Annotated in this window: 21 protein-coding genes; 6 read left to right on the top strand and 15 right to left on the bottom strand. The window is 70.6% G+C overall.

The window, feature by feature from the left end; genetic code table 11:
• Positions 1–173: 173 nt before the first annotated feature.
• The 6 genes from AC0T5L_RS23875 to metH form a co-directional block, all read right to left on the bottom strand.
• Entirely contained in the window at positions 174–1,187 is a 1,014-nt protein-coding gene (locus AC0T5L_RS23875; protein WP_476167721.1) for an ABC transporter permease, read from the bottom strand.
• A gap of 85 nt (positions 1,188–1,272) precedes the next feature.
• Positions 1,273–3,021, bottom strand: a complete 1,749-nt coding sequence (locus AC0T5L_RS23870) for an ABC transporter substrate-binding protein (protein ID WP_476167720.1) — start codon at positions 3,019–3,021, stop codon at positions 1,273–1,275.
• A 108-nt stretch (positions 3,022–3,129) separates the two neighbouring features.
• Positions 3,130–4,167, bottom strand: a complete 1,038-nt coding sequence (locus AC0T5L_RS23865; protein ID WP_476167719.1) for an ABC transporter permease — start codon at positions 4,165–4,167, stop codon at positions 3,130–3,132.
• A gap of 706 nt (positions 4,168–4,873) precedes the next feature.
• Positions 4,874–5,383, bottom strand: coding sequence for a cellulose synthase (locus tag AC0T5L_RS23860; RefSeq protein WP_476167718.1), 510 nt, complete (start codon positions 5,381–5,383; stop codon positions 4,874–4,876).
• Between the two features lie 159 nt (positions 5,384–5,542).
• A complete protein-coding gene (locus AC0T5L_RS23855; protein WP_476167717.1) occupies positions 5,543–6,256 on the bottom strand; it encodes an HAD family hydrolase in 714 nt (237 codons plus the stop codon).
• 295 nt (positions 6,257–6,551) lie between these two features.
• Positions 6,552–10,025, bottom strand: coding sequence for a methionine synthase (gene metH, locus AC0T5L_RS23850; RefSeq protein ID WP_476167716.1), 3,474 nt, complete (start codon positions 10,023–10,025; stop codon positions 6,552–6,554).
• 284 nt (positions 10,026–10,309) lie between these two features.
• Between metH and AC0T5L_RS23845 the strand changes: the two genes are divergently transcribed.
• Complete coding sequence (locus AC0T5L_RS23845) at positions 10,310–11,149, top strand: PAC2 family protein (protein WP_476167715.1); 840 nt, start codon at positions 10,310–10,312, stop codon at positions 11,147–11,149.
• An 89-nt stretch (positions 11,150–11,238) separates the two neighbouring features.
• Here AC0T5L_RS23845 and AC0T5L_RS23840 read toward each other — a convergent pair whose 3' ends face one another.
• Entirely contained in the window at positions 11,239–11,652 is a 414-nt protein-coding gene (locus AC0T5L_RS23840; protein WP_476167714.1) for an ABATE domain-containing protein, read from the bottom strand.
• Between the two features lie 278 nt (positions 11,653–11,930).
• On the opposite strand from AC0T5L_RS23840, the gene AC0T5L_RS23835 reads away from it, so the two are divergent.
• Positions 11,931–12,263, top strand: a complete 333-nt coding sequence (locus AC0T5L_RS23835; protein ID WP_476167713.1) for a hypothetical protein — start codon at positions 11,931–11,933, stop codon at positions 12,261–12,263.
• Positions 12,264–12,384: 121 nt separating this feature from the next.
• Here AC0T5L_RS23835 and AC0T5L_RS23830 read toward each other — a convergent pair whose 3' ends face one another.
• Positions 12,385–13,317, bottom strand: a complete 933-nt coding sequence (locus AC0T5L_RS23830; RefSeq protein WP_476167712.1) for a hypothetical protein — start codon at positions 13,315–13,317, stop codon at positions 12,385–12,387.
• Between the two features lie 122 nt (positions 13,318–13,439).
• Between AC0T5L_RS23830 and AC0T5L_RS23825 the strand changes: the two genes are divergently transcribed.
• On the top strand, positions 13,440–13,961 hold the full coding sequence (locus AC0T5L_RS23825; protein ID WP_476167711.1) for a nitroreductase family deazaflavin-dependent oxidoreductase: 522 nt from the start codon (positions 13,440–13,442) through the stop codon (positions 13,959–13,961).
• 54 nt (positions 13,962–14,015) lie between these two features.
• On the opposite strand, the gene mshC is transcribed toward AC0T5L_RS23825, so the two are convergent.
• The 3 genes from mshC to AC0T5L_RS23810 all read right to left on the bottom strand — a co-directional run bounded on the left by mshC (position 14,016) and on the right by AC0T5L_RS23810 (position 15,888).
• A complete protein-coding gene (mshC, locus tag AC0T5L_RS23820; RefSeq protein ID WP_476167710.1) occupies positions 14,016–15,239 on the bottom strand; it encodes a cysteine--1-D-myo-inosityl 2-amino-2-deoxy-alpha-D-glucopyranoside ligase in 1,224 nt (407 codons plus the stop codon).
• Between the two features lie 106 nt (positions 15,240–15,345).
• Positions 15,346–15,534, bottom strand: coding sequence for a hypothetical protein (locus AC0T5L_RS23815; protein ID WP_476167709.1), 189 nt, complete (start codon positions 15,532–15,534; stop codon positions 15,346–15,348).
• A gap of 144 nt (positions 15,535–15,678) precedes the next feature.
• Positions 15,679–15,888: a hypothetical protein gene (locus AC0T5L_RS23810; RefSeq protein WP_476167708.1), complete on the bottom strand. Its 210-nt coding sequence runs from the start codon at positions 15,886–15,888 to the stop codon at positions 15,679–15,681.
• A gap of 402 nt (positions 15,889–16,290) precedes the next feature.
• On the opposite strand from AC0T5L_RS23810, the gene AC0T5L_RS23805 reads away from it, so the two are divergent.
• The gene (locus tag AC0T5L_RS23805; RefSeq protein ID WP_476167707.1) at positions 16,291–17,568 is read left to right on the top strand and encodes a family 16 glycosylhydrolase; all 1,278 of its coding nucleotides are present in this window, start codon (positions 16,291–16,293) and stop codon (positions 17,566–17,568) included.
• A 58-nt stretch (positions 17,569–17,626) separates the two neighbouring features.
• Here the strand turns inward: AC0T5L_RS23805 and AC0T5L_RS23800 are convergent, their stop codons facing one another.
• A complete protein-coding gene (locus AC0T5L_RS23800) occupies positions 17,627–18,442 on the bottom strand; it encodes an NRDE family protein (protein ID WP_476167706.1) in 816 nt (271 codons plus the stop codon).
• Between the two features lie 524 nt (positions 18,443–18,966).
• Between AC0T5L_RS23800 and AC0T5L_RS23795 the strand changes: the two genes are divergently transcribed.
• Entirely contained in the window at positions 18,967–21,408 is a 2,442-nt protein-coding gene (locus AC0T5L_RS23795; protein WP_476167726.1) for an HAD-IC family P-type ATPase, read from the top strand.
• Between the two features lie 42 nt (positions 21,409–21,450).
• On the opposite strand, the gene AC0T5L_RS23790 is transcribed toward AC0T5L_RS23795, so the two are convergent.
• Complete coding sequence (locus AC0T5L_RS23790) at positions 21,451–22,110, bottom strand: class I SAM-dependent DNA methyltransferase (RefSeq protein WP_476167705.1); 660 nt, start codon at positions 22,108–22,110, stop codon at positions 21,451–21,453.
• Positions 22,111–22,249: 139 nt separating this feature from the next.
• Between AC0T5L_RS23790 and AC0T5L_RS23785 the strand changes: the two genes are divergently transcribed.
• On the top strand, positions 22,250–22,729 hold the full coding sequence (locus AC0T5L_RS23785) for a nucleoside deaminase (RefSeq protein WP_476167704.1): 480 nt from the start codon (positions 22,250–22,252) through the stop codon (positions 22,727–22,729).
• 69 nt (positions 22,730–22,798) lie between these two features.
• On the opposite strand, the gene AC0T5L_RS23780 is transcribed toward AC0T5L_RS23785, so the two are convergent.
• Both AC0T5L_RS23780 and lnt read right to left on the bottom strand, forming a co-directional pair.
• Positions 22,799–23,356: an FxsA family protein gene (locus AC0T5L_RS23780; RefSeq protein ID WP_476167703.1), complete on the bottom strand. Its 558-nt coding sequence runs from the start codon at positions 23,354–23,356 to the stop codon at positions 22,799–22,801.
• A gap of 104 nt (positions 23,357–23,460) precedes the next feature.
• Positions 23,461–25,158 carry an apolipoprotein N-acyltransferase gene (gene lnt / locus AC0T5L_RS23775; protein WP_476167702.1) on the bottom strand — a complete coding sequence of 566 codons (1,698 nt, stop codon included), beginning with the start codon at positions 25,156–25,158 and terminating at the stop codon, positions 23,461–23,463.
• Positions 25,159–25,457: the final 299 nt, after the last annotated feature.

The following is a 25,457-nucleotide window of genomic DNA, read 5'->3' as shown; positions in this document are numbered from 1 at the left end:
ACGATGCCGAGGGCGCCGCCGGCGGGCACCTCGAAGGACAACCCGTTCACCGCATGAACATCGCCGTCCATGGTCGGGAACGTCACCCGCAGGTCGTCCACCCGGACGACGGGCTCGGTCGAGGCCATGTCACTTTCCTTCGTTAGAGCTGGTCTGTTCAACGCTGTCACGCGTTAGTTGGCGATCCGCACCCGCGGGTCGAGGACCGGGTAGAGCAGGTCGACGATGAGGTTGCAGATGACGATGAAGACAGCGCCCAGCAGGGTCACCCCCAGGATGACGGGCAGGTCCTTGGACACGATCGAGTCGATCGCGTAGGCGCCCACACCGTTGAGGGAGAACACCTTCTCCGTGAGGATCGCGCCGCCCAGGACCAGACCCAGGTCCAGTCCGAAGATCGTCATGATGGGGGTCAGCGTGGGGCGCAGCGCGTGCTTGAAGATCACGCGGCGCTCGCTCAGGCCCTTGGCCCGGGCGGTGCGGATGTAGTCCTCCCCCAGGACCTCCAGCATCCCCGCGCGTGTCTGGCGCGCGTACTGGGCCGCGTGCAGGAACGCCAGGGTCAGCCAGGGCAGGAACATCACCTGGAACCACGCGACCGGGTTCTCGGCGAAGGGAACGTACCGCGAGACGGGGAAGAGTTCCCATTCGTGCACGAGGAAGGCGAGTGCCAGCAGACCCGTGAAGTAGATGGGGAGGGAGACGCCGACCAGAGCGGTTCCCATGGCCAGGCGGTCGAAGAAGCTGCCCTTCTTGACCGCGGAGAGGACTCCGACGGCCACGCCGCCGATGACCCAGATGATCGCCGCGCCGACGGCCAGCGACATGGTGATCGGCAGGCGGTCGAGCAGCTGGGGCAGCACGGGGCTGTTGGTGGTGAAGGAGTAGCCCAGGCAGGGTGCGGAGCACTCCACCGTCTCGCGGCCGAAGGTGAACTCCTGGCCGAAGAGGAGGCTGCGCACGAACTCGAGGAACTGCATCGCGATGGGCTGGTCCAGGCCCAGCCGCTCCACCGTGGCGTCCAGCGCCTCCGGGGTGGGGGCCTTGCCCACGTACATCGCGGCCATACCGCGTGGCGTCACCCCGGCCCAGCGGGGCAGGACATAGAAGATCCAGAAGGTCACCGCCGTGACGACGGCGAGCAGCAGCAGTCCCGCGCCCAGGCGGCGGAGAATATAGTTCAGCATCGCGGTCAGCGGCGGGGTCTCACGGGGCCGTGGACCCCGCCGCTTTCACCTGCCTTCTCGTACTAGTTCAGGCGGGTAGGTGGAGCTAGCCGCGGTCCACACCGAGCGACATGAAGTCGTACATCATGTACGCGGGCTGGTAGTAGACGTTGGTGAGCTCGTCGGAGCGGTAGAACAGCGCCTTGTCGAAGACGGCCGGCAGGATCACGGCGTTCTCCATGACCAGCGTGTCGATCTGCTCGTAGATGTTGGCCCGCTCGTCCGGGTCCTCGGTCTCCAGCGCCTGGTCCCACAGGGCGTCGACCTCGGGGTCGGACAGCTCGGCGGTGTTGAAGTTGCCGGTGTCCATGATGGCGTCGCTGTGGGTGATCTTGGAGGCGAAGCCGTAGCCGGTGGGCCAGTCCGGGCCCCAGCCCGAGACGCTCAGACCGATGTCGTTCTCACGGACGTAGTCCTTGGAGCCGGCGTACTGGCCGAAGAAGTCAGCGGCCGGGAACGTCTGGATCTCCGCGTCGATACCGACGCGGGACAGCGACTCCTGCAGGGCCTCCGCGGTCAGGACGTCCTTCTCGCTCTCGGAGCGGACGGCGATGTTGGTCGAGAAGCCGTCTTCCTCACCGCACTCCTCGAGCTTGGCCTGAGCGGCTTCGATGTCGCCCTTGTTGTCCTCGGACGGGTACAGGTCGGACTCGGGGTCCGAGCCGGGGATGGCCGGCGGGAGCAGGTTGGTGGCGAGGTCGCCACCGGTCGCGCCGCCCCAGGCACGCCACATGCTGTCGCGGTTGGCCGCGTACATGATCGCCTGGCGGCAGGCCACGTCCTCGATGATCGGGGTGTGGATGTTGACGTAGCGCAGGGCGCCCGAGTACGGGTTGTCCAGGTTGCCCTGGACGGAGTCGTCGTCGATCAGACGGCCGTGCATCGCAGGCCCGACGCCGACACCGCGCAGGTCGACGTCGATGTCGCCGTTGACCAGGCGCTCGTCGATCTCGTCCTGGCTGACGCCGATCTCGACCTCGACACGGTCCGGCAGAGCTTCGCGGATCGGGTCGGTCTCGGGGTCCCACTCCTCGTTGCGCTCCAGGTTGAGCTGGACGCCGGGCTCGTAGTCACCGTCGAACTTGTACGGGCCCGAGGAGAGGACGTGCTCCTGGTAGAGCTCACCGCGGTCGGCATCGACCGGCACCGGGGCGGTCTGCGGCTGGGTCAGCACGTTCGGGAACTCGGAGAAGGAGGAGTTGAGGTGGAAGACCAGCGTGTAGTCGTCCGGGGTCTCGATGGAGTCGAAGCCCGCGAGCGGGTCGGATCCCTCGTAGACGTTGTGGTCGTCCTGGTCCAGGTGCGCCTTGAAGTACTGCGGGCCCTCTGAGAGCGCGCCACCGTTGAAGTTGGAGCGCGCGATGCCGTACTTGATGTCCCCGGCCGTGATCTCGGAGCCGTCCTCGTACTTGAGGCCCTCCTGGATCTTGATGGTCCACTCGGTGAAGTCGTCGTTGGGCTCCGGCAGGGACTCGGCCATGTCGGGGACCAGGTCGGTGGCGTTCTCGCCCGGCTCGGGGTTGAAGGCCAGCAGCGTACGCGCGTAGTACCTGGAGAAGTTCCAGTTGAACGCGTAGTAGGTGTTGCCGGGGTCGGTGGAGTCGAAGTCGGCCTCGATGGCGTACTTCAGGGTGCCACCGGTCGCGTCGGACGGGTTGACGACCTCGGTGGAGCCCTGGTCGAAGGTGTTGTCGGATCCGGAGTCTCCGGCGGCGGAGTCACCGCCGCCGCACGCGGAAAGGAGGATGGACGCCGCCGCGCCTAGCGCGACGAAGCCGAGGGTACGTTTCCTCAAGGAACTGCCTCTCTTGCGAACCTGATGGTGAGGGTTGGGTTCAACCTGCCGTCGGACCCTTCGCCGTGGTGGTGGAAGCTTGGCGGGGCAGCCGCCACCGGACTCGGATCAGTCGGAGGTCTTGGGGTCGAAAGCGTCTCGGAGGCCGTCACCGAACAGGTTGAAGGCGAGCACGGTGATGAAGATGGCCAGACCCGGGAAGACGATGAAGTAGGGAGCCGTCTGGTAGAAGGGCACCGCCTCGGAGAGCATCTTTCCCCAGCTCGGAGTGGGCGGGTTGATGCCGACACCGAGGAAGCTCAGGGCCGCTTCGAACAGGATGTTGGTCGGGATCAGCAGGGTCGAGTAGACGATGATCGGCGTGACCAGGTTCGGCAGGATCTCCTTGACGAGGATGTGCCGGTTGCTCGCTCCCAGGCTTCTGGCGGCCTCCACGAACTCCCGCTCGCGCAGGGAGAGCGTCTGCCCGCGGACGATGCGGGCGATGTAGGGCCAGTTGAAGAAGCCGATGATGAAGACGATGACGCCGATGCGCAGGCCGTTGCCGGTCAGGCCGAGTACCCCCTCGGGGATGACGCCCACCAGCGCGATGGCGAAGAGCATCAGCGGGAAGGCCAGGAAGATGTCCATGGCCCGGCTGATGACGGTGTCGACCCAACCACCCAGGTAACCCGCGAGGATACCGAGGACGGTACCGAGGACCACGCAGACCAGCGTGGCGAGGAAGGCGACCAACAGGGAGATCTGGGAGCCGTAGAGGATACGGCTGAACAGGTCGCGTCCTGTGGTGGGCTCGACGCCGAGCAGGTGGTCACCGCTGATGCCGCCCCACGGGTCGGTGCCCGCTTCGGGGTTGTCCGGGTCCAGGTAGGGGACGCGCCGGATGGGGTCGATGAGGTCCTGGTGGAACTGGGTGGGCGGGTACCCGAGCCACTTGGCCAGCAGGGGCGCGAAGACCGCCGCGAGGATGAGCAGGACCACGACCACGCCGGAGATCATCGCGACCTTGTCCTTGCGCAACCGCTGCCAGGCGATCTGGCGCAGGGACCGGTTGTCGGAGTCTCCACGGATCTCCTGGGCCTGCGCAGCCACGTTCGCGGCGTCGTCCTGCTCTGCCGAATCAGGGGCATGCGAGGGCGCGCTCATCAGGCCACCACTCTCCACTCATAGCTTCTGGCCGAGGGAAACAGGACAGATCCCGCACATGATCCCGTTCGGGAGGTAACCCTCGGAGACCCACAGCGGGGCCGGCCGGTTCTCGACACTGGCTGGCGTGGGCGCTGGTCAGCGCGGCGGGAGGATGACCCGACCTCGCAGACTCCGGTCCACGAGGGTGTGCCGCATCACAGGAGGAGTTGGACACACCCGAGGACCGATACGCCCGGGCTGTTACACAGCGACCAACTTACTCGCCCGGCGAGTGCATAGCGTCCAATATCCGGCCATGTAGCTAAATCGTGACAAACAATGCCAAAAGCCTCATATAACAATAAAGTTAACAGAGTTCGCATTCATGGGATGACCGGTTGCGAGCTGGGGCGATGCCCAGGTATCGCCGCGCCAACGATACGTCCGGATACGCACCAGTTCGTCCGCTGAAGGCCCGCCCTATGGCAAGTGCTATGCATCACGATGCGTCAGTGCGTATTCACAATGCGATGACGGCCCCGCGCCGACGGGACCGTCATGTCGTGGGCCGACACCTCCCCGGCGCCGGGGCCGCCACGGCCACCGGCGCGGAGGGCGCTTCGGCGGCGGTCGGCGGAGCAGGCGCCTGTGAGGGGCCGAACGTGTGTGAGGGTGCGGGCCGAACCTCCCGGCCGCGTCCGGGGGGCTCCCTCTCCCCGGGGAGCTACTCGATACCGCGCTTGCGCAGCAGGTCCTCGATGTCGCCGAGGTCGGAGAGGTCGTCGGCACCGGACTTCTTGGGGGCCGCGCCCACGTGGCCCTTCGCTTCCCGCGGACCGGCGGCCGCACCGGGCTGGGCGTCCTCCTTCGCGGCCTTGGACGCCTTGGACCCCTTCGGCTCCTTGGACCGGGGCTGGGTCCCCGCGCCACGGGCGCGCATGACGCCCGAGACCACGTAGAGCACCACCGCCACGCCCGCCAGGACCACGCCGGCCCACACCATCGGGTTGAACAGCAGTCCGAACAGGATGCCGAGGATGCTCAGGACGAACTGCCAGACAGCGTTCATCAGCCCGATCAGACCGGCTGCCAGCGGCAGCAGCGACCACGCCACTCCCCGCAGGCCGGAGGCCGCCCCCTTGGCACGCCACACGAGGAAGGAGATCACCAGTCCCACGAGGGTGAGACCGCCTCCCAGGACCAGACCGGCCATCATTGTCAGATTCTCAGGCATGGGCCCAGTCTCCCATCCGGCGCCGGAACGCACATCCGGTCGATCCCTTAGGGCCTGCCCCCGACCCGACGCCCGCTTCGGGGGACCCCGCACCCACGTTACCCGCGCGTCCGTCGCCCGGACGGAGAAGTCCGGAGGAGAAGGGGGCGGGAAGCGCGGTCAGCGGCTGGCGACCAGCGATTCCAACCAGTCCAGGTCCACGCCCACCAGGCTGTCCCGGAACACCACACCCTCGCGCGGCGGGATCACCACGTGGTTGGGTACCGCGACCGTCACACACCCGGCGTCAGCGGCCGAGGCCACGCCGACAACCGAGTCCTCGACGGCGACACAGCGCGCGGGGTCCGCCCCGAGCCGCCGAGCGGCCCTGAGGTAGGGGTCGGGGTCGGGCTTGTTCGCGGCGACCTCGTCCCCGGCCACCGAGTCGTCGAAGTTGTCCAGGCCGATCCCGTCGATCGCCGCCTGCACCAGCGGGCGCTCGGTGGAGGTCACCAGGACGACCGGGATCTCGGCCTCCGACAACATGGTCACCAGCGCCTTGGCCCCCGGGCGCAGCTGGGCGCCCCCGGCGAGCTTGCCGCGGAACCGGTCGTACAGGCGGTCGGCGACCTCACGAGGGGTGAGGTGGTCGGCCCCCGACAGGTCGATGATGTAGCGGCCCACGGCCTCTGCTGCGTTGCCGACGTTGCGTGTGTGGTCCTCCTCGGTCCACACCCCGCCCAGCTCGGCGACCAGCTCGGCCTCGGACTCACCCCACAGGTGCTCGCTCTCGATGAGGGTGCCGTCCATGTCCAAAAGCACGGCTTGGAGGCGTCTGCCCCCGGGCGCCGCGGTGCCGGAGGCGTCAAGGCTCAGCGTGCTCTGCTCGCTCATACGTTCGGTGGCGTGTTCCAGCCAGAGCCGGAGGACACCACGCTCTCCCCTCGTGTGTCATGGATTCCCCGCCCGCCCACGGGCCCCGGTGTTCGTCATCATCGTGCTGGGTGCGGGGTGCCCGCCTCGTGAAGGGGACCTGTCGGCGTCCTTTCCACACTACGAACACTCGGGCGGCGGCGGGGCGAGAGCTGCCCCACATCCGACGGGTCCGGCCCGCCCCTCGGCGAGGAGGGACGGGGCCGGACCCGGAGCGTCTGGACCGGTGGCCGGCTCCGTGCGGGAGCCGAACCGGTCAGACGTTGAAGTAGGTCGCCTCCGGGTGGTGGATGACGATCGCGTCGGTGGCCTGTTCGGGCACCAGCTGGAACTCCTCCGACAGGGTCACACCCACCCGCTCGGGCTCCAGCAGGCGCATGATCTTGGCACGGTCCTCCAGGTCGGGGCAGGCCCCGTAGCCCAGGGAGAAGCGAGCCCCCCGGTAGCCGAGCTTGAAGAACGCCGCCAGCTCTGCCGGATCCTCACCGGCGAAGCCCAGTTCCGCACGTACCCGGGTGTGCCAGTACTCGGCCAGCGCCTCGGTCAACTGCACCGACAGGCCGTGCAGCTCCAGGTAGTCACGGTAGGCGTCTCTTTCGAACAGCTCGGCGGTGGCACGGCTGATCGCCGACCCCACGGTCACCACCTGGAAGGACACCACGTCCAGCTCCCCCGACTCCTTTGGCCGGAAGAAGTCGGACAGGCACAGGTGACGGTCGCGGCGCTGGCGCGGGAAGGTGAAGCGCGTGCGCTCGTCCTCGCCGTTCTCATCCAGGACGACCAGGTCGTCACCCTCGCTGTAGCAGGGGTAGTGACCGTGCACCACGGCGGCCTCCAGGAGGCCGTCGGTCTGGATGCGGTCCAGCCACATCCGCATGCGCGGGCGGCCCTCCGTCTCCACGAGCTCCTCGTAGGTGGGGCCGTTTCCGCCGCGCGCGGCCTTGAGGCCCCACTGGCCCATGAAGACGGCGCGCTCGTCGAGGAAGGAGGTGTAGTCGGCCAGCGGGATGCCCTTGCTGATGCGTTCGCCCCAGAAGGGCGGCGTGGGCACCTTGTTGGTGGTCGACACGTCGCTGCGGGCGGGCATCTGCTCGGGCTCGGTCACCTTGAGCTTGGCGCCCGACTTCACACGGCGCTGGCGCAGGGCGGGCAGTTCAGCGCCCTCCTCGCCGCGCTTGACCGCCATGAACGCGTCCATCAGGCGCAGGCCCTCGAAGGCGTCCTTGGCGTAGCGCACGTGGCCGTCGAACATCTCGGCCAGGTCCTGCTCGACGTAGGAGCGGGTGAGCGCGGCTCCGCCCAGCAGGACCGGGAAGCGCTCGGACAGGCCCCTGGAGTTCATCTCCTCCAGGTTCTCCCTCATGATCACCGTGGACTTGACCAGCAGGCCGGACATGCCGATCACGTCGGCGCGCTCGTTCTCAGCCGCCTCCAGGATCGACGACACCGGCTGCTTGATGCCGATGTTGACCACGTCATAGCCGTTGTTGGCCAGGATGATGTCGACGAGGTTCTTGCCGATGTCGTGGACGTCGCCCTTGACGGTGGCCAGGACGATACGGCCCTTGCCGTCGTCGTCGGTCTTCTCCATGTGCGGTTCGAGGTAGGCGACGGCGCTCTTCATGACCTCGGCGGACTTGAGGACGAAGGGCAGCTGCATCTGGCCGGAGCCGAACAGCTCGCCGACGGTCTTCATTCCCGACAGCAGGGTGTCGTTGACGATCGCCAGGGCGGGCTTGGACCCGAGGGCCTCATCCAGGTCGGCCTCGATGCCGGTGAGCTCGCCGTCGATGATGCGGCGCTCCAGGCGTTCCCACAACGGCAGTGCGGCCAGTTCCTCGGCTCGGGAGGCCCTCATGGACTTGGCGTCCACGCCCTCGAACATGTCCATGAAGCGCGAGAGCGGATCGTACTCGCCCTCGCGCCGGTCATAGACCATGTCGAGGGCGACATCGCGCTGCTCGTCGGGGATCTGGTTCATCGGCACGATCTTGGAGGCGTGCACGATCGCCGAGTCCAGGCCCGCCTGGACCGCTTCGTGCAGGAACACCGAGTTCAGCACGATGCGGGCGGCCGGGTTGAGGCCGAAGGAGAGGTTGGACAGGCCCAGTGTGGTCTGCACGTCCGGGTAGCGCCGCTTGAGCTCACGAATGGCCTCGATCGTCTCCAGGCCGTCCCGGCGGGTCTCCTCCTGCCCTGTGCTGATGGGAAAGGTGAGGCAGTCGATGATGATGTCGCCGGTACGCAGTCCCCATTCGCCGGTGATCTGCTCGATGAGGCGGCTGGCGACGCGCACCTTCCACTCGGCGGTGCGGGCCTGACCCTCCTCGTCGATGCACAGGCCCACCACGGCGGCGCCGTGTTCCTTGACCAGCTCCATGATGCGGGTGAAGCGGGACTCGGGGCCGTCGCCGTCCTCGTAGTTGACCGAGTTGATCACGGCCCTGCCGCCGAGGGACTCCAGGCCCGCCTCCAGGACGGGCGGCTCGGTGGAGTCGAGCATGACCGGCAGGGTGGAGGAGGTCGCGAAGCGCGAGGCCAGCTCGCGCATGTCACTGACCCCGTCGCGTCCTACGTAGTCGATGTTGAGGTCGAGCAGGTGGGCGCCGTCGCGGATCTGGTTTCGGGCCATCTCCACGCACTGGTCCCAGTCCCCGGCGAGCATCGCCTCGCGGAACTTCCTGGAGCCGTTGGCGTTGGTGCGCTCGCCCACGGCCAGGTAGCTGGTGTCCTGGCGGAACGGCACGCTCTGGTAGAGGGAGGATGCCGAGGGCTCCACGACCGGCTTGCGGTTCTTGATGCCGCGCCCCTGGACACGCTCGACCACCTGGCGCAGGTGCTCGGGGGTGGTGCCGCAGCAGCCACCGACCAGGTTCATGCCGAACTCGGAGGTGAAGGTGTCGTGAGCCTCGGCCAGCTCCTGCGGGGTGAGCCGGTAGACGGTGCCCTCCGGTCCCAGCTCGGGCAGGCCCGCGTTGGGCATGCAGGAGATGGGGATGCTCGCGTGGTGCGACAGGTAGCGCAGGTGCTCGCTCATCTCGGCGGGGCCGGTGGCGCAGTTGAGGCCGATGACGTCGATACCGAGCGGTTCGAGGGAGGTCAGCGCGGCACCGATCTCCGAGCCGAGCAGCATGACGCCGGTGGTGTCGATGGTGACCTGGGCGATGACGGGGACGTCCTTGCCCAGGGCCCTGCGGGCGCGGTTGGAGCCCACCACGGCGGCCTTGACCTGGAGCAGGTCCTGGCAGGTCTCGATCAGGATGGCGTCGGAGCCGCCGTCGATGAGACCGCGTGCGCACTGCTCGTAGTGGTCGCGCAGCAAGGCGTAGGGGGCGTGGCCCAGGGAGGGCAGCTTGGTGCCGGGACCCATGGAGCCGAGAACGTAGCGGGGGTGGTCGTGAGTGGAGTAGGAGTCGGCGGCCTCGCGGGCCACCCGTGCTCCGGCCTGGGCGATCTCGTGGGTGCGGTCCTCGATGCCGTACTCGGAGAGGCCCCCGAAGTTGGCGGAGAAGGTGTTGGTCTCGACACAGTCCGAACCCACGGCAAGAAAGGCGGCATGGGTGTCGTGGACAATGTCGGGACGGGTGATGTTGAGGATGTCGTTGCAGCCCTCGTGGCCCTCGAACTGGTCGAGGCCGAGATCATGGGCCTGGAGCATGGTGCCCATCGCGCCGTCCGCCACGACGACACGCTGGGACAGTGCTTCGCGGAAGGTGGGGCTAGCTCTCATATTCAGCAACTCTATGTCGGAGCACCGCGGCGGCCCAGCTGATATCCCCGTGACGCATGGCACTGGGTGGACCCGCGGTGCGGGGCGGGTCGGGGCGTCCGGGGACGGCGGCGTCCTTGTCAGTCGCTGCCTGCGAGGCTACCCGATCCACTGTTCCAGCACGTGAGACGGGTGTCCCACGGAGTGTGAGTTGGGCCCCTCCACCAGGAGTATGGGCAACGGTTTCCCGGGCGGGTCGCCACCCCGTAGGGTGGACCACGTCCGCGTGCAGGAAGGGGCTATTGATGACCAAGCTCGTCCGAGAGCTTGTCGAGCCTGTGATGGTGGCGGCGTTCGAGGGATGGAACGACGCCGGAGAGGCGGCGAGCCTCGCAGTGGAGCATCTCTCCAGTGAGTGGGGTGCCTATGAGCTGTGCGCCCTGACACCGGACGACTACTACGACTTCCAGGTGACCCGGCCACGCATGTCGGTCGTGGACGGCGTGGTCGGCGATATCGAGTGGCCCACGACCCGGGTCCGGGTGGCCAGGCCTCCGGGGTCGAAGCGTGACGTTGTGCTGGTAACCGGCCCGGAACCGAACATGCGGTGGCGCTCCTACACCGCCGACCTGCTGGCGATCGCCAGGGAACTGGGCGTCCGGCGGGTGGTGATGCTGGGCTCGCTGCTGGCGGACGCCCCGCACACCCGGCCGATCCCGGTGACCGGGATGGCCACACCGGTGGAGCTGGGCACCGACATCGGGCTCGAGGCGACCACCTATGCGGGCCCGACGGGGATCGTGGGCGTGGCGCACGAGACGTTCAGCTCGGTGGGCATGGAGACGGCGTCGCTGTGGGCGGCCATCCCCCATTACGTCGCCCAGCCGCCGTGTCCGAAGGCGACCCTGGCGCTGTTGGCGTGGCTGGAGGACTTCCTGGGTGTGCGGGTTCCGCTGGGCGACCTGCCCGACGAGTCCGTCTCGTGGGAGTCGAACGTCAACGAGCTGACCGCCGAGGACGAGGACATCGCGGCGTACGTGCGCGGCCTGGAGGAGGCCAAGGACACCGCCGAGCTGCCGGAGGCCTCCGGCGACGCGATCGCTCGGGACTTCGAACGCTATCTGCGCCGCCAGGACGACGGCTGAGTCCCTCCCCAGATGACTGAGAGGCCCCGGCGGGCAGGTACCCGCCGGGGCCTTCCTGGCCCGTCCGAACGCCGGGGGAGGTACAGGACTCAGATCCGCAGGTCGCACCACTCCCCCGTGGCCAGGACCGAGGCCCAGGCACCGGCGATGCGGGCCAGGCCGCGGCGGACCTCGTCCACGACGGCGGGGGTGAGCTGCGCTCCGGAGTCGGGGCCGGGCTGGAGGCGGACGGTGACGCGCAGGCCGTCCAGGACCCGCTGGCCCCGGGCGATCGCCTCGTGGTCGGGCTCGGGGCGGCGGTCCAGGACGGCCCGGACGCCGTCGCGCAGGGCGATGGCCTCGTCGAGGTCGGCCAGGGTGATGGGGATGGCTCCCTCGGTGGTCAGGCGGTGTTCGCGCAGAAAGCGTGCGAGGTCGGCCCGGTCGGTGAGGCTGCCGCCGGTGGAGACGAAGTCCGCGATGAGTTCGGCGGCCGTGCTGCGCCGCGTGGGGGTGGTCGTCATGGAGGCTATCCCACCACGGTTGGGCGCTGGATACCGGTGTTTGGACAAGCCCGTGGCCACAGGTGTTCACCCTGCACGTGCACGGCGGGACAGGTGCGGGCAAAGGGCGACGGTGCGCCGGGGACACCGTTCTCAGGGGTTGTGAGCTGTTGGTGTGGGAGGTGACCCAAGCGCACACGAGTACACAGGAGCGGCTGCGTGCTCAGGCGTTGGTGTGCGGTCTGTACCGCTGCCCCCCGGATAGCCCGCCGGAGAACCGGAGGAACCGGGGCGGGGAAATGCGCTGGTTCCCGGGACAGGTGGTCCCGGTCCTGGCTACTGTTCGTGTCGGACACGGCAACGAAACGAACGCGCACCGTCAGGGGTGGGCCGGGGCGATCACCAGGGCCGCCAACGAGCAGTGGGCACTGGCCCGGCGCAGCCACCGTGCCCGTCCGCACCGCCTCCAGGCGGGCATCGACACCCTGCGGCACCGGCTGACCCAGCCCCTGGGGGACAAAGGCACACGGCAGGAATGGCACGCCAAGGCCCGACGCCTGGCCGCGCTCCAGGACCGGTACGCCGCAGCCGAAGCGCACTGGCAGGCGGGATCGGCGTGTCCGTGGACGTGAGGGAACCCGCCCACTCGTCTCGGAGCGTGCACACGATGCACGTCACCGGACGGGAACAGCGAACGCGGGGAACCAGCGCGTCCAACACCGTTCGGGACGCGCGCGGTTCCGGGACGTGGCATCAGACGTCACTCACGGACACTGTCGAGGAACGGTCCGCGAGGGCACGGACGAGGGAGAGGCGCACGCCTCCGGTGAAGAAGGCGAGGCGTGTGGTGAACCAGGCGTCGGCCCCGGCGGGGTCGGTGAGCGCGGCGACCAGTTCCCCGGTGGCGGCGGGGTTGTCACGCTGGGAGGGGGCCAGGGCCGCGCAGACGCGGATGGCCGGGTCGGCGTGGGTGAGGAACTCGGCGGTGTCGGCACCGGACGCGCCCAGTGCCAGGACGATCGCGGCTCCCTCGTCTCGGGACTCGGCCATGTCGGCGGCGCCGGACAGGTCCAGGTCCAGACCGCCCAGCCGGGTGACGGCCGCCGCGGCCTCCACCGCGCGGATGCGCGTCAGGGCGTCGTGGTCGGTGAGCAGGGGCCGGACCGCCTCGTACAGCGCGGGCGCGGCGGCCCGCATGTCCTCGCGCGCCCGGTGCATGAGGGCGTCCATGACGGGTTCCTCCCGCGCCGCGCTCGCCTCGTCGTCGGAGGCGAGCGCGGCGCGGACCCGGCACGGGTCGGTCCCCGCGGGGAGGGCGGGTCCGGGCGTACCGTCGGGGAGCGGGTTGAGCGCCCCCTCGGCTGCGTCGGCGAGAAAGCCCAGCAGGATCCGCCGGAGAGAGGCCGGGACGGTGGCCGCCGCCCCGGAGGCCGGCTCCCGGGCCGGGCCCTCGTGGCCGGGGCGGCCCAGGACCCCGGCCACGAACAGAGCGGCGGGGACGGTGGCCGGATAGACCGTGTTTTGGTGGATGAGCGCGCCGTGGAGGTAGTCCAGCGCGCGCCTGCGCTCGCCCTCCCCACCGGTCAGCAGGAGGTCGAGGTGCTCGGGGGCGTCGGTGCCGGAGCCGTAGGCGTGGAAAGTGCGGGCCCAGTCGGTGGCGCGAAGTACGTCCGGTCCTGTCTGCATGTCCCGGATTGTGGCAGCGCCCACCGACGGTCCGCGGGCGTGGCTCCGGGTGCCGGGACGGCGGCGTGGCTACACTCATACCTCCCTCCCCTCCCGGGGCCGGGTCACAGGGAGGTCACCGCATGCCGTTCGCCCAGCCGCCCACCGCGCCCGTGCCCCGTGCGCTGTTTCGCGCCCCGGTCTGGCTGTACCGGTTGGGTCTGGGCGGGTTGATGGGCGGCCGGTTCGTACTCCTCACCCACAAGGGGCGCACCACGGGCGAGGCCCGGCAGGCGGTGCTGGAGGTGATGGGCGGCAACGACGCCACCGGGACGGTGCTGGTGGCCTCCGGGTACGGTCCGCGCTCACAGTGGTTCCGCAACATCCGGCGGGAACCCCGGGTGCTGTTCCAGGTGGGCAATCGGCGCCAGCGGGGCACGGCCGCCGTCCTCACCCCCGAGGAGTCCGGTCAGGCGCTGGCGCACTACGCGCAGAGGCACCCCGCGACCGCCGCGGCCCTGGTGCGGGGACTGGGCCACGAGGTGGAGGCGACATCCAGGTCCTTCGAGCGGCTGGGCTCCGACCACGAGAACGGCATCCCCATCGTCCGCCTGACCCCCGCCGACCCGCCGGACACGCCCTATCCCGACCTGTCCGCGCGCTGAGCCCCGCCCGTTCCCGGGCGGGGCCCGTCATCGGGGAAGGTCGCGCGGGGCCCTCTACAGCACCACACCCAGCAGGGTGTCGATCGTGGCGCGTACCAGGGCGGGCGCGCCTGTGTCGGTGCCACCGTCGGTGAGGGCGGTGTCGGCCCAGGCGTCCACCGCGGCCAGAGCCGCGGGCGAGTCCAGGTCCTCTGCCAGGGCCGCGCGCACGGAGGCGAGCACGGGGGCGGCGTCGGGTGCGGCGCCCAGGGCCAGGGCGGCGCGCCAGCGGTCGGCGCGCGCGGTGGCGATGGGAAGCTCGGCGTCGGTCCAATCCCACGGTGCGCGGTAGTGGTGGGCGAGCATGGCCAGGCGGATGACGGCCGGGTCGACGCCCTGTTCGCGCAGCTTGGACACGAACACCAGGTTGCCCAGGGACTTGGACATCTTCTCGCCGTCCAGGCCGACCATGCCCACGTGCAGGTGGTTGTGGGCGTTGGGTCCGCCCGTGACACAGCGGGACTCGGCCGCGCCCATCTCATGGTGGGGGAAGATCAGGTCGCTGCCGCCCCCGTTGAGGTCGAAGGCCGGGCCCAGCCGGTCCAGGGCGATGGCGCTGCACTCGATGTGCCAGCCGGGGCGGCCACGGCCCAGAGGGCTGTCCCAGGCCGGCTCGCCGGGGCGCTCGGCGCGCCACAGCAGCCAGTCCAGCGGGTCCTTCTTGTCAGCGCGTCCCGGGTCGCCGCCGCGCTCGCCGAACAGCTCCAGCATCTGGTCCCGGTCCAGATGGCTGATCTCGCCGAGGCCGGCGGCCTCCGCGGCGGAGAAGTACAGGTCGCCGTCGATCTCGTAGGCGGCGCCGGTGCCGCGGATACGCGCGGCGAGGTCGCTGATGAGGTCGACGGACTCCACCACTCCGACGTAGGAGGTCGGGGGGATGACTCGCAGGGCGGCCATGTCCTCGCGGAACACGTCGATCTCTCGGTGGGCCAGGTCGCGCCAGTCGACACCGGTGGCCTCCGCTCGCTCCAGCAGCGGGTCGTCGATGTCGGTGGTGTTCTGTACGTAGTTGACTTCGTGCCCCGCGTCGCGCCACACACGGTTGGCAAGGTCGAAGGTGAGATAGGTGAAGGCGTGGCCGAGGTGGGCGGCGTCGTAGGGGGTGATACCGCAGGCGTACATCCCCGCCCGGGGCCCCGGGGCCGTCGTCCTTATCCGGCCGGTGGCGGTGTCGTACACACGGAGGGGGCCGCCGGTACCCGGCAGAGGGACGATGTCAGGCGCAGACCAAGAACGCATACCGCGAAGACTATCCGGACGTGCGCGTGGCACACGCCCATGGGAGGGTGGTCGCCACGGGTGATGATCGCCCCAGACCGGACGGGAATAGTCCGGAGAAGGCGGATCAGCGGTGTGCGGCGACGTTGCGGTGTCTTCGGCCGATGAGGACCGCGCCGAACACCGCCGCGGCTACGCACACGGCGGCCATGCCCTCGTTGCCCAGCCGCCAGTGCAGCAGCGCCCCGCTGACCGAGACCACGTAGAGCAGCCAGTACGCTCCGGCCTCCATCAGATTGCCACTACGCCCCTCCATCGTGCCCCCCTGCCGTGAACGCGTGCCCTCACGCGCGCCTGACGGTGCGTGCCCCGTCTCTCTCAGAGACGCTCTGGTCACTATGGGAGTTGACAGGTTTTCACGACGGAGAATGTGACGATGGCCGTGGAGGGCGGCCCGTGGTCAGGGCCGGGCGGCCGCCTCGGTCTCCAGCAGGTCCAGTTCCTCCCGCGCCCGCGCCAGGTCGGGGTCACCGGCCGGGCCGAACTCGGCGATGTCCGCCTGGATCGCGCGGAGCCGCCACCGCGCCCGGGCCGTGTCACGGCGGCCGGTACGCGCGGGCTGAGCCTGGTCGTCGAGAAGTGCCTGGTCGTGGACGGTGATGGCGCTCATGGGAGGTCCTTCGGGGTGGATGGGCGGTCAGGGGTACCCCGGGCCACGGTGTGATGCGCCTTCCGCACCCCGGGTTCACCGTGAACACGATCCCGTTCCACGCCTACGGTGCGCTTCCGGAATCCTTTCGCCCTCTCCCAGGTCGGCGGAGACCGGGAGGGGCGCCGCCACGATGTTCCTTCCCTCTACCCGTTGTCCCGACCGGAATGCACAGCGCCGGACCGTCCTCTCATCCCCCCTTGTGCGAGAGCCTGACTAAACGTAAAGTAACTTAACGTTTCACTCCGATGAGTGACGCGGCGACCCCGAACAGTCGCCACCACCGTGTCCGGCGCACGCGCGCCGGACCGACTCCGCCCGCAGACATCCCCGCCACCGCGGGGCCTCCCCCCGGAGTAGTCCATGCGCACCGCGTACCATCCCCGCCCAACCCTCGCCTCCGCCGCCGCGTCCGTCGTCACCGCCGCGGCACTCCTACTCCCCGGCACCGCGTCCGCGGCCCCGGTCCCCGAGGCCGGTACGCCGACCGCCGGCGCCGAGGCCGACCAGACGGCGCAGTCCGCACTGGTGTGGTCCGACGAGTTCGACGGTGCGGCGGGCAGCGCCCCCGACCCCGCCAACTGGAACCACGAGACCGGCGACCACGGCTGGGGCAACAACGAACTACAGAACTACACCGACAGCCGCGCCAACTCCGCCCTGGACGGCAACGGCAACCTCGTCATCACCGCCCGCCAGGAGGCGGACGGCTCCTACACCTCCGCGCGCATCACCACACAGGACAAGGTCGAACACGCCTACGGCCGCATCGAGGCCCGCATCAAGATCCCCACCGGCCAGGGCGTCTGGCCCGCCTTCTGGATGCTGGGCTCCGACTTCCCCGACACCCCCTGGCCCGACTCCGGCGAAATCGACATCATGGAGAACGTCGGCCACGAACCCCACACGGTCCACGGCACCGTCCACGGCCCCGGCTACTCCGGCGGCGGCGGAATCGGCGCCTCCTACACCCACCCCCAAGGCTGGGCCTTCACCGACGACTTCCACACCTTCGCCGTCGACTGGAGCCCCGGTTCCATCACCTGGTCCGTGGACGGCACCCCCTTCAACACCATCACCTCCGCCGACGTCGGCGGAAACCCCTGGGTCTACGACCAGTCCTTCTTCATGATCCTCAACGTCGCCGTCGGCGGCGAATGGCCCGGCTACCCCGACGAGACCACACAGTTCCCGCAGCAGATGGTCATCGACTACGTCCGGGTCCACTCTCTGGAGGACGGCGGCCCCGGCGGGGGCACCGGCACGGTCACCGCATCCAACGGCCTCTGCCTCGACGTCGCCGGGGCGCAGACGGGCGACGGGACCCCCATCCAGCTGGCGCACTGCAACGGCAGCCAGGCCCAGCAGTGGACCGTGGGCACCGACGGCACGGTCCAGGCGTTCGGCAAGTGCCTGGACGTGGCCGGCGGCGGAACCACCGCCGGCACCCCGGTACAGCTGTGGAGCTGCAACGGGACCGGCGCCCAGCAGTGGGCCCACGACGGCGGGGCGCAGGCTCTGCGCAACCCGCAGTCGGACCGCTGCCTGCAACCGCAGGGAAGGGTGCAAAACGACGGCACCCGCATGGAGATCGCCGACTGCGACGGCAGCGACGTCCAGCGCTGGAACCTGCCCGGCTGACCCCCACGTCCCCGTAGGTGCCGCCCATCAGGCCTTCCCGGTGGGCGGCACCGTGCTCTCAGGCCCGGGGCGACGGCGGCGGGTCGGTCATCCGCCACGCCCCGAGGTCGGCCGGGGCGTCGGTGAAGGCATAGCGCACGGTCTCGCGGTCCAGAGCCAACAGGGTCACCGACCCCGTGGCCCATACCCGCCCGCCGCCCAGGTCGGCCCGGGCGACCAGGCCGCCCGGGTCACCGGACTCGTCGGTACCCGCCGAACGGGGCGCGGAGTTGGCGGCCTCGGTGATCAGGCTCGGCCACTCCCCCCACACGTCCTCGACGCTCTCGGCGCGTGCGAGATCGACCGGGTCGGGCCGGGTACGCGCGAACCCGGGGGTGTGCCGCACGGCGCGCGGGTCCTCCGGGTCCAGCCCGGTGTTGACCACGATGCTCACCCCGACCGGCAGCGTCCGTGTGTCCAGGCAGCGGCCGTCCCAACTGTGCAGACTGGCCCGGTGGGCGTCGGCGTCCAGCAGGTGGAAGGGCGCGTACAGGGTGGGATCCTCGCCATGCAGCGGGTCCCGCTCCGGGTCCCTGACCGTGTGCGCGAGGGCGCGCAGCGGCAGCTCCCCCCGACTGGCCGGGTAGGTGCCCTCCCAGGGCATGCGCCCGTCCCAGGGCCACCCGTTGAGCAGAGCGGCCGTCCGTGCGCGGAGGGGGTCGACGGCAAGCCAGGTTCCCCCGGCCAGACGGTCGCGGCCGCCGACCAGGTCGGGCTGGTCGGGCCAGTGGTGCCCGGGCCGGTCCCAGGGCCGGGAGGAGATCTCGTCCCTGAGCGCGGCGATGACCAGGGGCGTGTCCGCGCCGGGATCGAAGCCGACGATGACAGTGCACATGACGACCTTTGCTGTGGCTCCCGGCGACGCGGCCGACGTGGCGGGACGACCGGGAAGGCGGACGGATAAACGAACGCAACGGTACCCGGACTCTACGACGCGGTGCGCCCCGCGGGCGACAGGTGTGGACATACCCGAACCGTGTGGTGCGAACACCGGGCCCGGGTACTCGTGTGCGGACCCGGGGCCGCCCAGTGCGGCGGCCAGACGCCGGGCGAAACCGGCCAGCCTCGGCGGTCACCGCACTAGTCTTTTTGACTCCTTATTGTTGAGCATCCGGGGCGGGTGTGTCCGACGTGCTCTCCCCGGACCACCGCCCCGGCTCCCCGTATCACCCAGGAGTGTGCGTGCCCGAACAATCCGACCAGCCCGACGACGGTGCGCGCGGTACCGCGGACAGGGCGCAGAGGACCGTCCCGGCGGCCACCGGCACGTGGCCGGGCAGCTGTTCCCCCGGAACGTCCGGCACGGCGGACTCCCCGGCTGGCCGGTCCGGCCCACAGGCTCCCCCGGACGAGCCCGGCCTGACCCGGCAAGAGGTCGCCGATCGCGTCGCCACCGGCCGGACCAACGACGTTCCGGTACGCGCCAGCCGCACGGTCGCCCAGATCGTCCGCGGCAACGTGTTCACCCGGATCAACGCGATGATCGCGGTGCTGTTCTCCATCATCGCGGTGATCGGCCCCGTCCAGGACGGGCTGTTCGCGATGGTCATCCTCATCAACACGTTCATCGGTATCGTCCAGGAGTTGCGCGCCAAGCGCACTCTGGACAGGCTCGCCATCGTCAACGCCGCCCGCCCGCGGGTGGTGCGCGACGGCGCCACCGTGCGCGTGACCACCCAGGAGATCGTCCTGGACGAGGTTCTGGAGGTGGGCGCCGGCGATCAGATCATGGTCGACGGCACCGTCAGGTGGGCCGGTGCGCTGGAGGTCGACGAGTCGTTGCTGACCGGCGAGGCCGACCCGGTGGTCAAGCGTCCCGGCGACACGGTGATGTCGGGCAGCTTCGTGGTGGCGGGCACGGGCCGCTTCCGCGCCACCAAGGTGGGGCGGCACGCCTACGCGGCACGGCTCGCCGAGGAGGCGAGCCGGTTCTCGCTGGTGCGCTCGGAGCTGCGCTCGGGGATCAACCGGATCCTGACGTGGATCACCTACGCGCTGTTCCCGATCGGCGCCCTGCTGGTCTACAGCCAGCTGTTCATGGGCGGACACGTGACCCTGGAGGAGCCGACGGCGGGCGGGCAGCTCTCCGGCCCACTGGCTGACGCGCTGCGCGGCATGGTGGCGGCGCTGGTGTCGATGATCCCCGAGGGACTGATCCTGCTCACCAGCATCGCGTTCGCGGTCGGGGTCGTCCGGCTGGGGCGGCACAAGTGCCTGGTACAGGAATTGCCCGCGATCGAGGGCCTGGCCCGCGTGGACGTGGTGTGCACCGACAAAACGGGCACGCTGACCGAGGCGGGCATGAAGCTGGCCGGGGTCCGCGACCTGGGCGGGCACGGCGACGGGCCGTCTCCGGCCCGGGTGCTGGCGGCACTGGCGCTCAACGACCGCGACCACAACGCGAGCATGGCGGCGATCGCACGCGGATGCGCGTCCTCGGGCTGGTCCGCCCCCGACTGGCCGGTGGTGGCGCTGGCGCCGTTCTCCTCGGCCCGGAAGTGGAGTGGGGCGAGCTTTCTGACCCCCGACGGCGAGGAGCACTGGGTGCTGGGCGCAGCCGATGTGCTGGCCCCGTCCGAGGGCCCTGCGGCGGCCGAGGCGGCCCGGCTGGGCGCGCGGGGGCACCGGGTGCTGCTGTTGGCCCGGGCCTCGGCCCGGGTTGACTCCGAGGAGGCACCCGGCACTGTGGTGCCGGTGGCTCTGGTGGTGCTGGACCAGAGGGTGCGCGAGGACGCCGGTCCGACCCTGGACTACTTCGGCGAGCAGGGCGTGGACGTCAAGATCCTCTCCGGCGACCACGCGGCGTCGGTGGGCGCGGTGGGCCGGGAGCTGGACCTGGCGGGCGCGGACCAGCCGGTCGACGCGCGCGCACTGCCTGAGGACGGCGGTGAACTGGCCCGCGAGGTGGAGGAGCGCTCGGCTTTCGGGCGGGTGACGCCCGAACGCAAGCGCGACATGGTGCGGGGCCTGCACGAGCGCGGGCACACGGTGGCGATGACCGGTGACGGTGTCAACGACGTGCTGGCGCTGAAGGAGGCCGACATCGGCGTGGCGATGGGCTCGGGGAGCCCGGCGTCGCGTTCGGTGGCCCAGTTGGTGCTGCTCGACGACCGTTTCGCGGCACTGCCGCGCGTGGTGGCCGAGGGCCGCCGGGTGATCGGCAACATCGAGCGGGTGGCCGGCCTGTTCCTGACCAAGACCGTGTATACGATGACGCTGGCCACGGTCGTGGGGCTGCTGGCGGTGGCCTACCCCTTCTTCCCGCGCCACGCGACGCTGATCAACGCTGTGACGTTCGGTATCCCGTCGTTCTTCCTGGCGCTGGCGCCCAACACCGACATCGCCCGGCCGGGGTTCGTGATGCGGACGCTGCGACTGGCGATCCCCGCGGGAATGGTGTCGGGCTTCGCGGCGGTGACCACCTACCTGCTGGTGCTGGGCGGGCGGACGGTGCCCGATCCGGCGGACCGCACGGCGGTGGTGATCACGCTGTGCGCGACGACGCTGTGGGTGCTGCTGCTGGTGGCCAAGCCGTACGTGTGGTGGAAGTTGGTACTGGTGGGGTCCATGGTGGGCCTGCTGTCGCTGGCCATGGTGACGCCGCTGGGGCAGTGGTTCTTCGACCTGGACGTGAGCGACCCGGCCAAGGTGCTCACCGGCCTGGCCGTGGCGGGCGTGGCGATCGCGGCGATCACGGTGATCCGCGTGGTGGACGACCGGATGATCGCCCGCTCGGAGGCCCGGACCACCGAGGAGTCCGCCCGGAGGGGGTCCGAGGAGCGCGCCCCCGAGCCCGTCTGAGGACTGCCGCGGGGGCCGCTGGGATCACGGCGGCCCCGTCGGTCAGCCGCGGTCCGGCCGGCGGGCGAGGAGGTAGGCCTGCCGGGTGGACTCCGGGCCTTCCGGCTCACGCACCGCTCGGGTGTGCACGACCAGCCCGGCGGCCTCCAGCAGGTCCGCGATCCGTTCCGGGGTACGCCGGTGGAAGTCGAGCAGTACGGCGTGCCCGAACGCCTCCTCCAGGTGCAGCGGCGGCCCGTCGCCCGCCTGGAACACGACCAGTGCCTGGCCGCCCGGGGCCAGGGCGCGGCGGAACCCCGCGAACACCCCCGGCAACAGCTCGGCCGGGACGTGGATGGTGGAGTACATGGCCACGATCCCGCCCAGGGAGGCCTCCGGCAGGTCGAGGCCGGTCATCGAGCCCTCGGTGAAACGCAACTCCGGGTAGGCGCGCCGGGCTACTTCCAGCATCCCCGGCGACAGGTCGATCCCGGACACGTCCAGCCCCAGTCCGTGCAGGTGGGCGGTGGTCGTGCCCGTACCGCACCCGACGTCGGCGACCGGGCCGCCGCGGGCCCGGACGAGTTCGGCGAACAGGGTGAGCATCGCCCGGTCCAGCGGCTTGCCCGCGAGCTCGTCGCGGAAGTGCTCGGCGTAGTCGGCGGCCACAGCGTCGTAGGAGGCGCGTGTGTCGGCCAGGAAGGAGGGGTCGGGTCCGGTCATGTGGCGCAGGGTAGCTGGTAGCGCCTGGCCGGTGGCGGCCGGTCGGCGCTAACGTAGCGCGATCCGTGACGCGTTCGCCCGGGCCGCTCTGGCGAACGACCGCGTCCGGTTCTCACGGACCGCCTGAGAGGGAGACACCATGTTGAACGACGCCGACCTGCGACACCTGCGACGCGCGGTGGACCTGGCCGCCCAGGCCCTGGAGTCGGGCGACGAGCCGTTCGGCTCGGTGCTGGTGGGCGCGGACGGGACAGCGCTCTTCGAGGACCACAACCACGTCGCCGGGGGTGACAGGACCCAGCATCCGGAGTTCGCGATCGCCCGGTGGTCGACGACCCGCATGACCGTCGCAGAACGCGCGGCGGCGACCGTGTACACCTCCGGAGAGCACTGCCCCATGTGCTCGGCCGCGCACGGGTGGGCGGGGCTGGGCCGGATCGTGTACGCCAGCTCATCGGCGCAGCTGGCCTCATGGCTGGAGGAGTGGGAGGTGCCCCCGGCACCGGTACGGGCGCTGCCGGTCGGCGAGGTCGTACCCGGGATCGCGGTGGACGGTCCGGTGGAGCCCCTGGCCGGGGAGGTACGCGCCCTTCAGGCCCGCTTCCACGGCCGACCGTGACGGGACCCGCCGTCGGGGCGTTTCGAGGCGGCCCCGCGCGTTCCGGGGCGCGCCGTCACCGCGGGGCGCTCAGTCCTTGGTGTCGCCTGGTTCGTCGGGCTCGAAGCTGCCCTGGATGACACGGCCCCGGTTCGGGGCGGCGGCTTCCTCGCCGGTGCCGGGACGGCGGCCGAAGGGGGCGCCCATGCCGCTGTGGGGGCCCTGACCGGGGGCGGCGCCGGCGCCCCCGCCGACGAACTCCCCGTTCATCCGCTCCTGCATCCGCTTCACGCGCCGCTGCGCCCATCCGGCGAACGCCCAGCGCAGGACGGGCCGGGTGAAGGGCAGGACCATCAACAGTCCGAGTGCGGCGGTGATGAACCCGGGCACGATGAGCAGGATGCCGCCCGCCATCAGCATGAGTGGGTCGAGCAGGCCGCCGCGCGGCTGCTCCCCCGACCGCATGGCCCTGTCCGCGTCACCGAAGGCCTTGGTGCCGGCCCGGCGCAGCACGGCCACGCCCAGGGCCAGCAGCGAGACCAGGGCGGCCAGCGTCCACGGCACACCGATCCAGCCGCCGACCGAGATCATCAGCCACACTTCCAGGAACGGCAGCGCCATCAGCGCCAGCACTGTCAGCAGCGGCATGCGAAACCATCCTCAAGGTCGTCGGCCGGGTCCTCCCTACAGGGGAGAACGCACACGCGGGCCTCATGGTTCCCCCCGCCGGGAACGCCGTGGGCGAACAGGGATCAGGTGCGGCGGCGGCCGATGACCACGGCGGCGGCCGCCGCGGCCAGGCCCAGCGCGCTCAGCAGCACCTCGGGGGCCGCGCCGAGCCGGGTGGCGACGGTCGTTCCCTCCATCGCCTCGAGCTCGGCGACGTGGATGTCGGCCACGGCCTCGTCCGAGGCGTAGGCGAGGGTCCCGTCGGGCTCGACCATGGCACTGACTCCACTGGTGGAGACGACCACCGCAGGGCGCCCGTGCTCGACGGCGCGCAGCTGGGTGATGGCCAGCTGTTGATTGGTCTGGCCGGTGAAGTTGTAGTTGGCGTTGTTGGTGGGGATCACGATGATCTGTCCGCCCTCGGCCACCGCCTCGCGCACCGGCGGGTCGAAGGCCACGTCGAAGCAGATGCCGACGGCCAGGGTGGTGCCGCCCACGTCCACCGCGCCGGGTTCGGTACCGGGGACGGCGTCGGCGCTGACCTGCTGCAAGCGGGCCACGAACCGTGTGAAGAAGTCGCGGTAGGGGACGTACTCGCCGAACGGCACGAGGTAACGCTTGTCGTAGGTCTGCCCCGGCCCGGTCTCGGGGTCCCAGACCACGCTGCTGACGTAGCGGGTGCCGTCGTCGTTGAAGCGGCTCATGCCCCACAGCAGGGGGACGCCCGCGTCGGCGGCGGCCGCGTCGATGGTCTCCCGTGCGGTGGGGTCGCGGAAGGGGTCGATGTCGCTGGCGTTCTCGGGCAGCAGCACCATGTCGGGCTGGGGGTACTCGCCGGCCCGGGCGGCCTCGGCGAGCTCGTGGACCCCTTCGGCGTGGTTGTCGAGGACCTGCATGCGCTCGCCGAGGATGGACATCTCGCCGACGCCCGGCACATTGCCCTGGACCATGCCGACGGCGACGGTGTCGGCGACGGCGGGGCGGCCGATCGCCGGGGCCAGCGTGCCGCCCGCGACGACCGCGGCGCTGGCGGCGAGGCCGACGGCGGCCAGCACCAGGTTCGTCCGCGTTCCCCGGCCACCGCCACCGTGGCGGTCACTCTGGTCCCGGTGCGCGGACCGTCGGGCGGAGGCGGCGCGCAGCACGCTCCACAGAAGCAGGCCGCCGGCGAGGGCGACGGCGAAGGAGACCAGCGCGGAGGAGCCCAGGGCCGCGTAGCCGACGAAGGGCGTGTCGGGCTGGGCGAAGGCGAGCTTGCCCCAGGGGAAGCCGCCCAGCGGCCAGCGGGCACGCACGGCTTCCTGGGCCACCCACAGGGCTGCGGTCCACAGCGGCCATCCGGGGAGGCGCATGGCCAGCGCCAGGCCCATCGCCATGGGTAGGAAGTAGACGGTCTCGGCGGCGGCGATGAGCAGCCACACGTCGACACCGAAGATGTCCTGCCAGCGCACCAGCGGGACCATGAGCGTGGCTCCGGACAGGATCCCGAGCCAGGCGGCGCGGCGCACGCGGGTCCCGGCCACGGCGAAGGCGAGCAGGGCCGCGCTGAGCGGCCCCAGCCACCACAGGCCGTAGGGCGGCAGGGCCAGGAGCTGGGCCAGGCCGGAGCCGACCGCGGCGAGTACCCGCCACACGAGGTCGCCGCTCCCCCAGCGGTGCCCCGGTACGAGGGCGGAGGCGAGGGAGCGTGTCGGGGTCGCCGTCCGCTCCCGCCCCACCGGTTCCGGCGAGATTTTGTCGGAGCCCGGGGCGCCGCCCTGATCGGTGTGCTCGGCAACCACGTGGGGTGCTCGCTTTCCGCTGGCTGGTGAAGTGCTCGCGGTCAGCATATTGGGGGGACGCGGAAAAGGCCCGAGCCACCCTTCGGACCGGCTCCGTCCCGTCGGCGGCGAGCTCGAAATACCGTTGTCTACTGGATGTTCGGGCCTTTTCCGGGTCCAACCCCCCGCCCGGTCGCGGTACTCCACATCTCACCCGATCCCAACTACACCTGGTGCGTGATGCAGCGTCCAATCGGACGAGTGGGGGCCGCACAACCGGTCCGTCCAGTGCTGGACTGGTCGTTAGGTTACCCAGACTC

This window comes from Nocardiopsis sp. TRM 82005, assembly GCF_056312425.1.
Note: the sequence above shows the minus strand (reverse complement) of the source record. Positions and strands in the feature narration are given on the sequence as shown.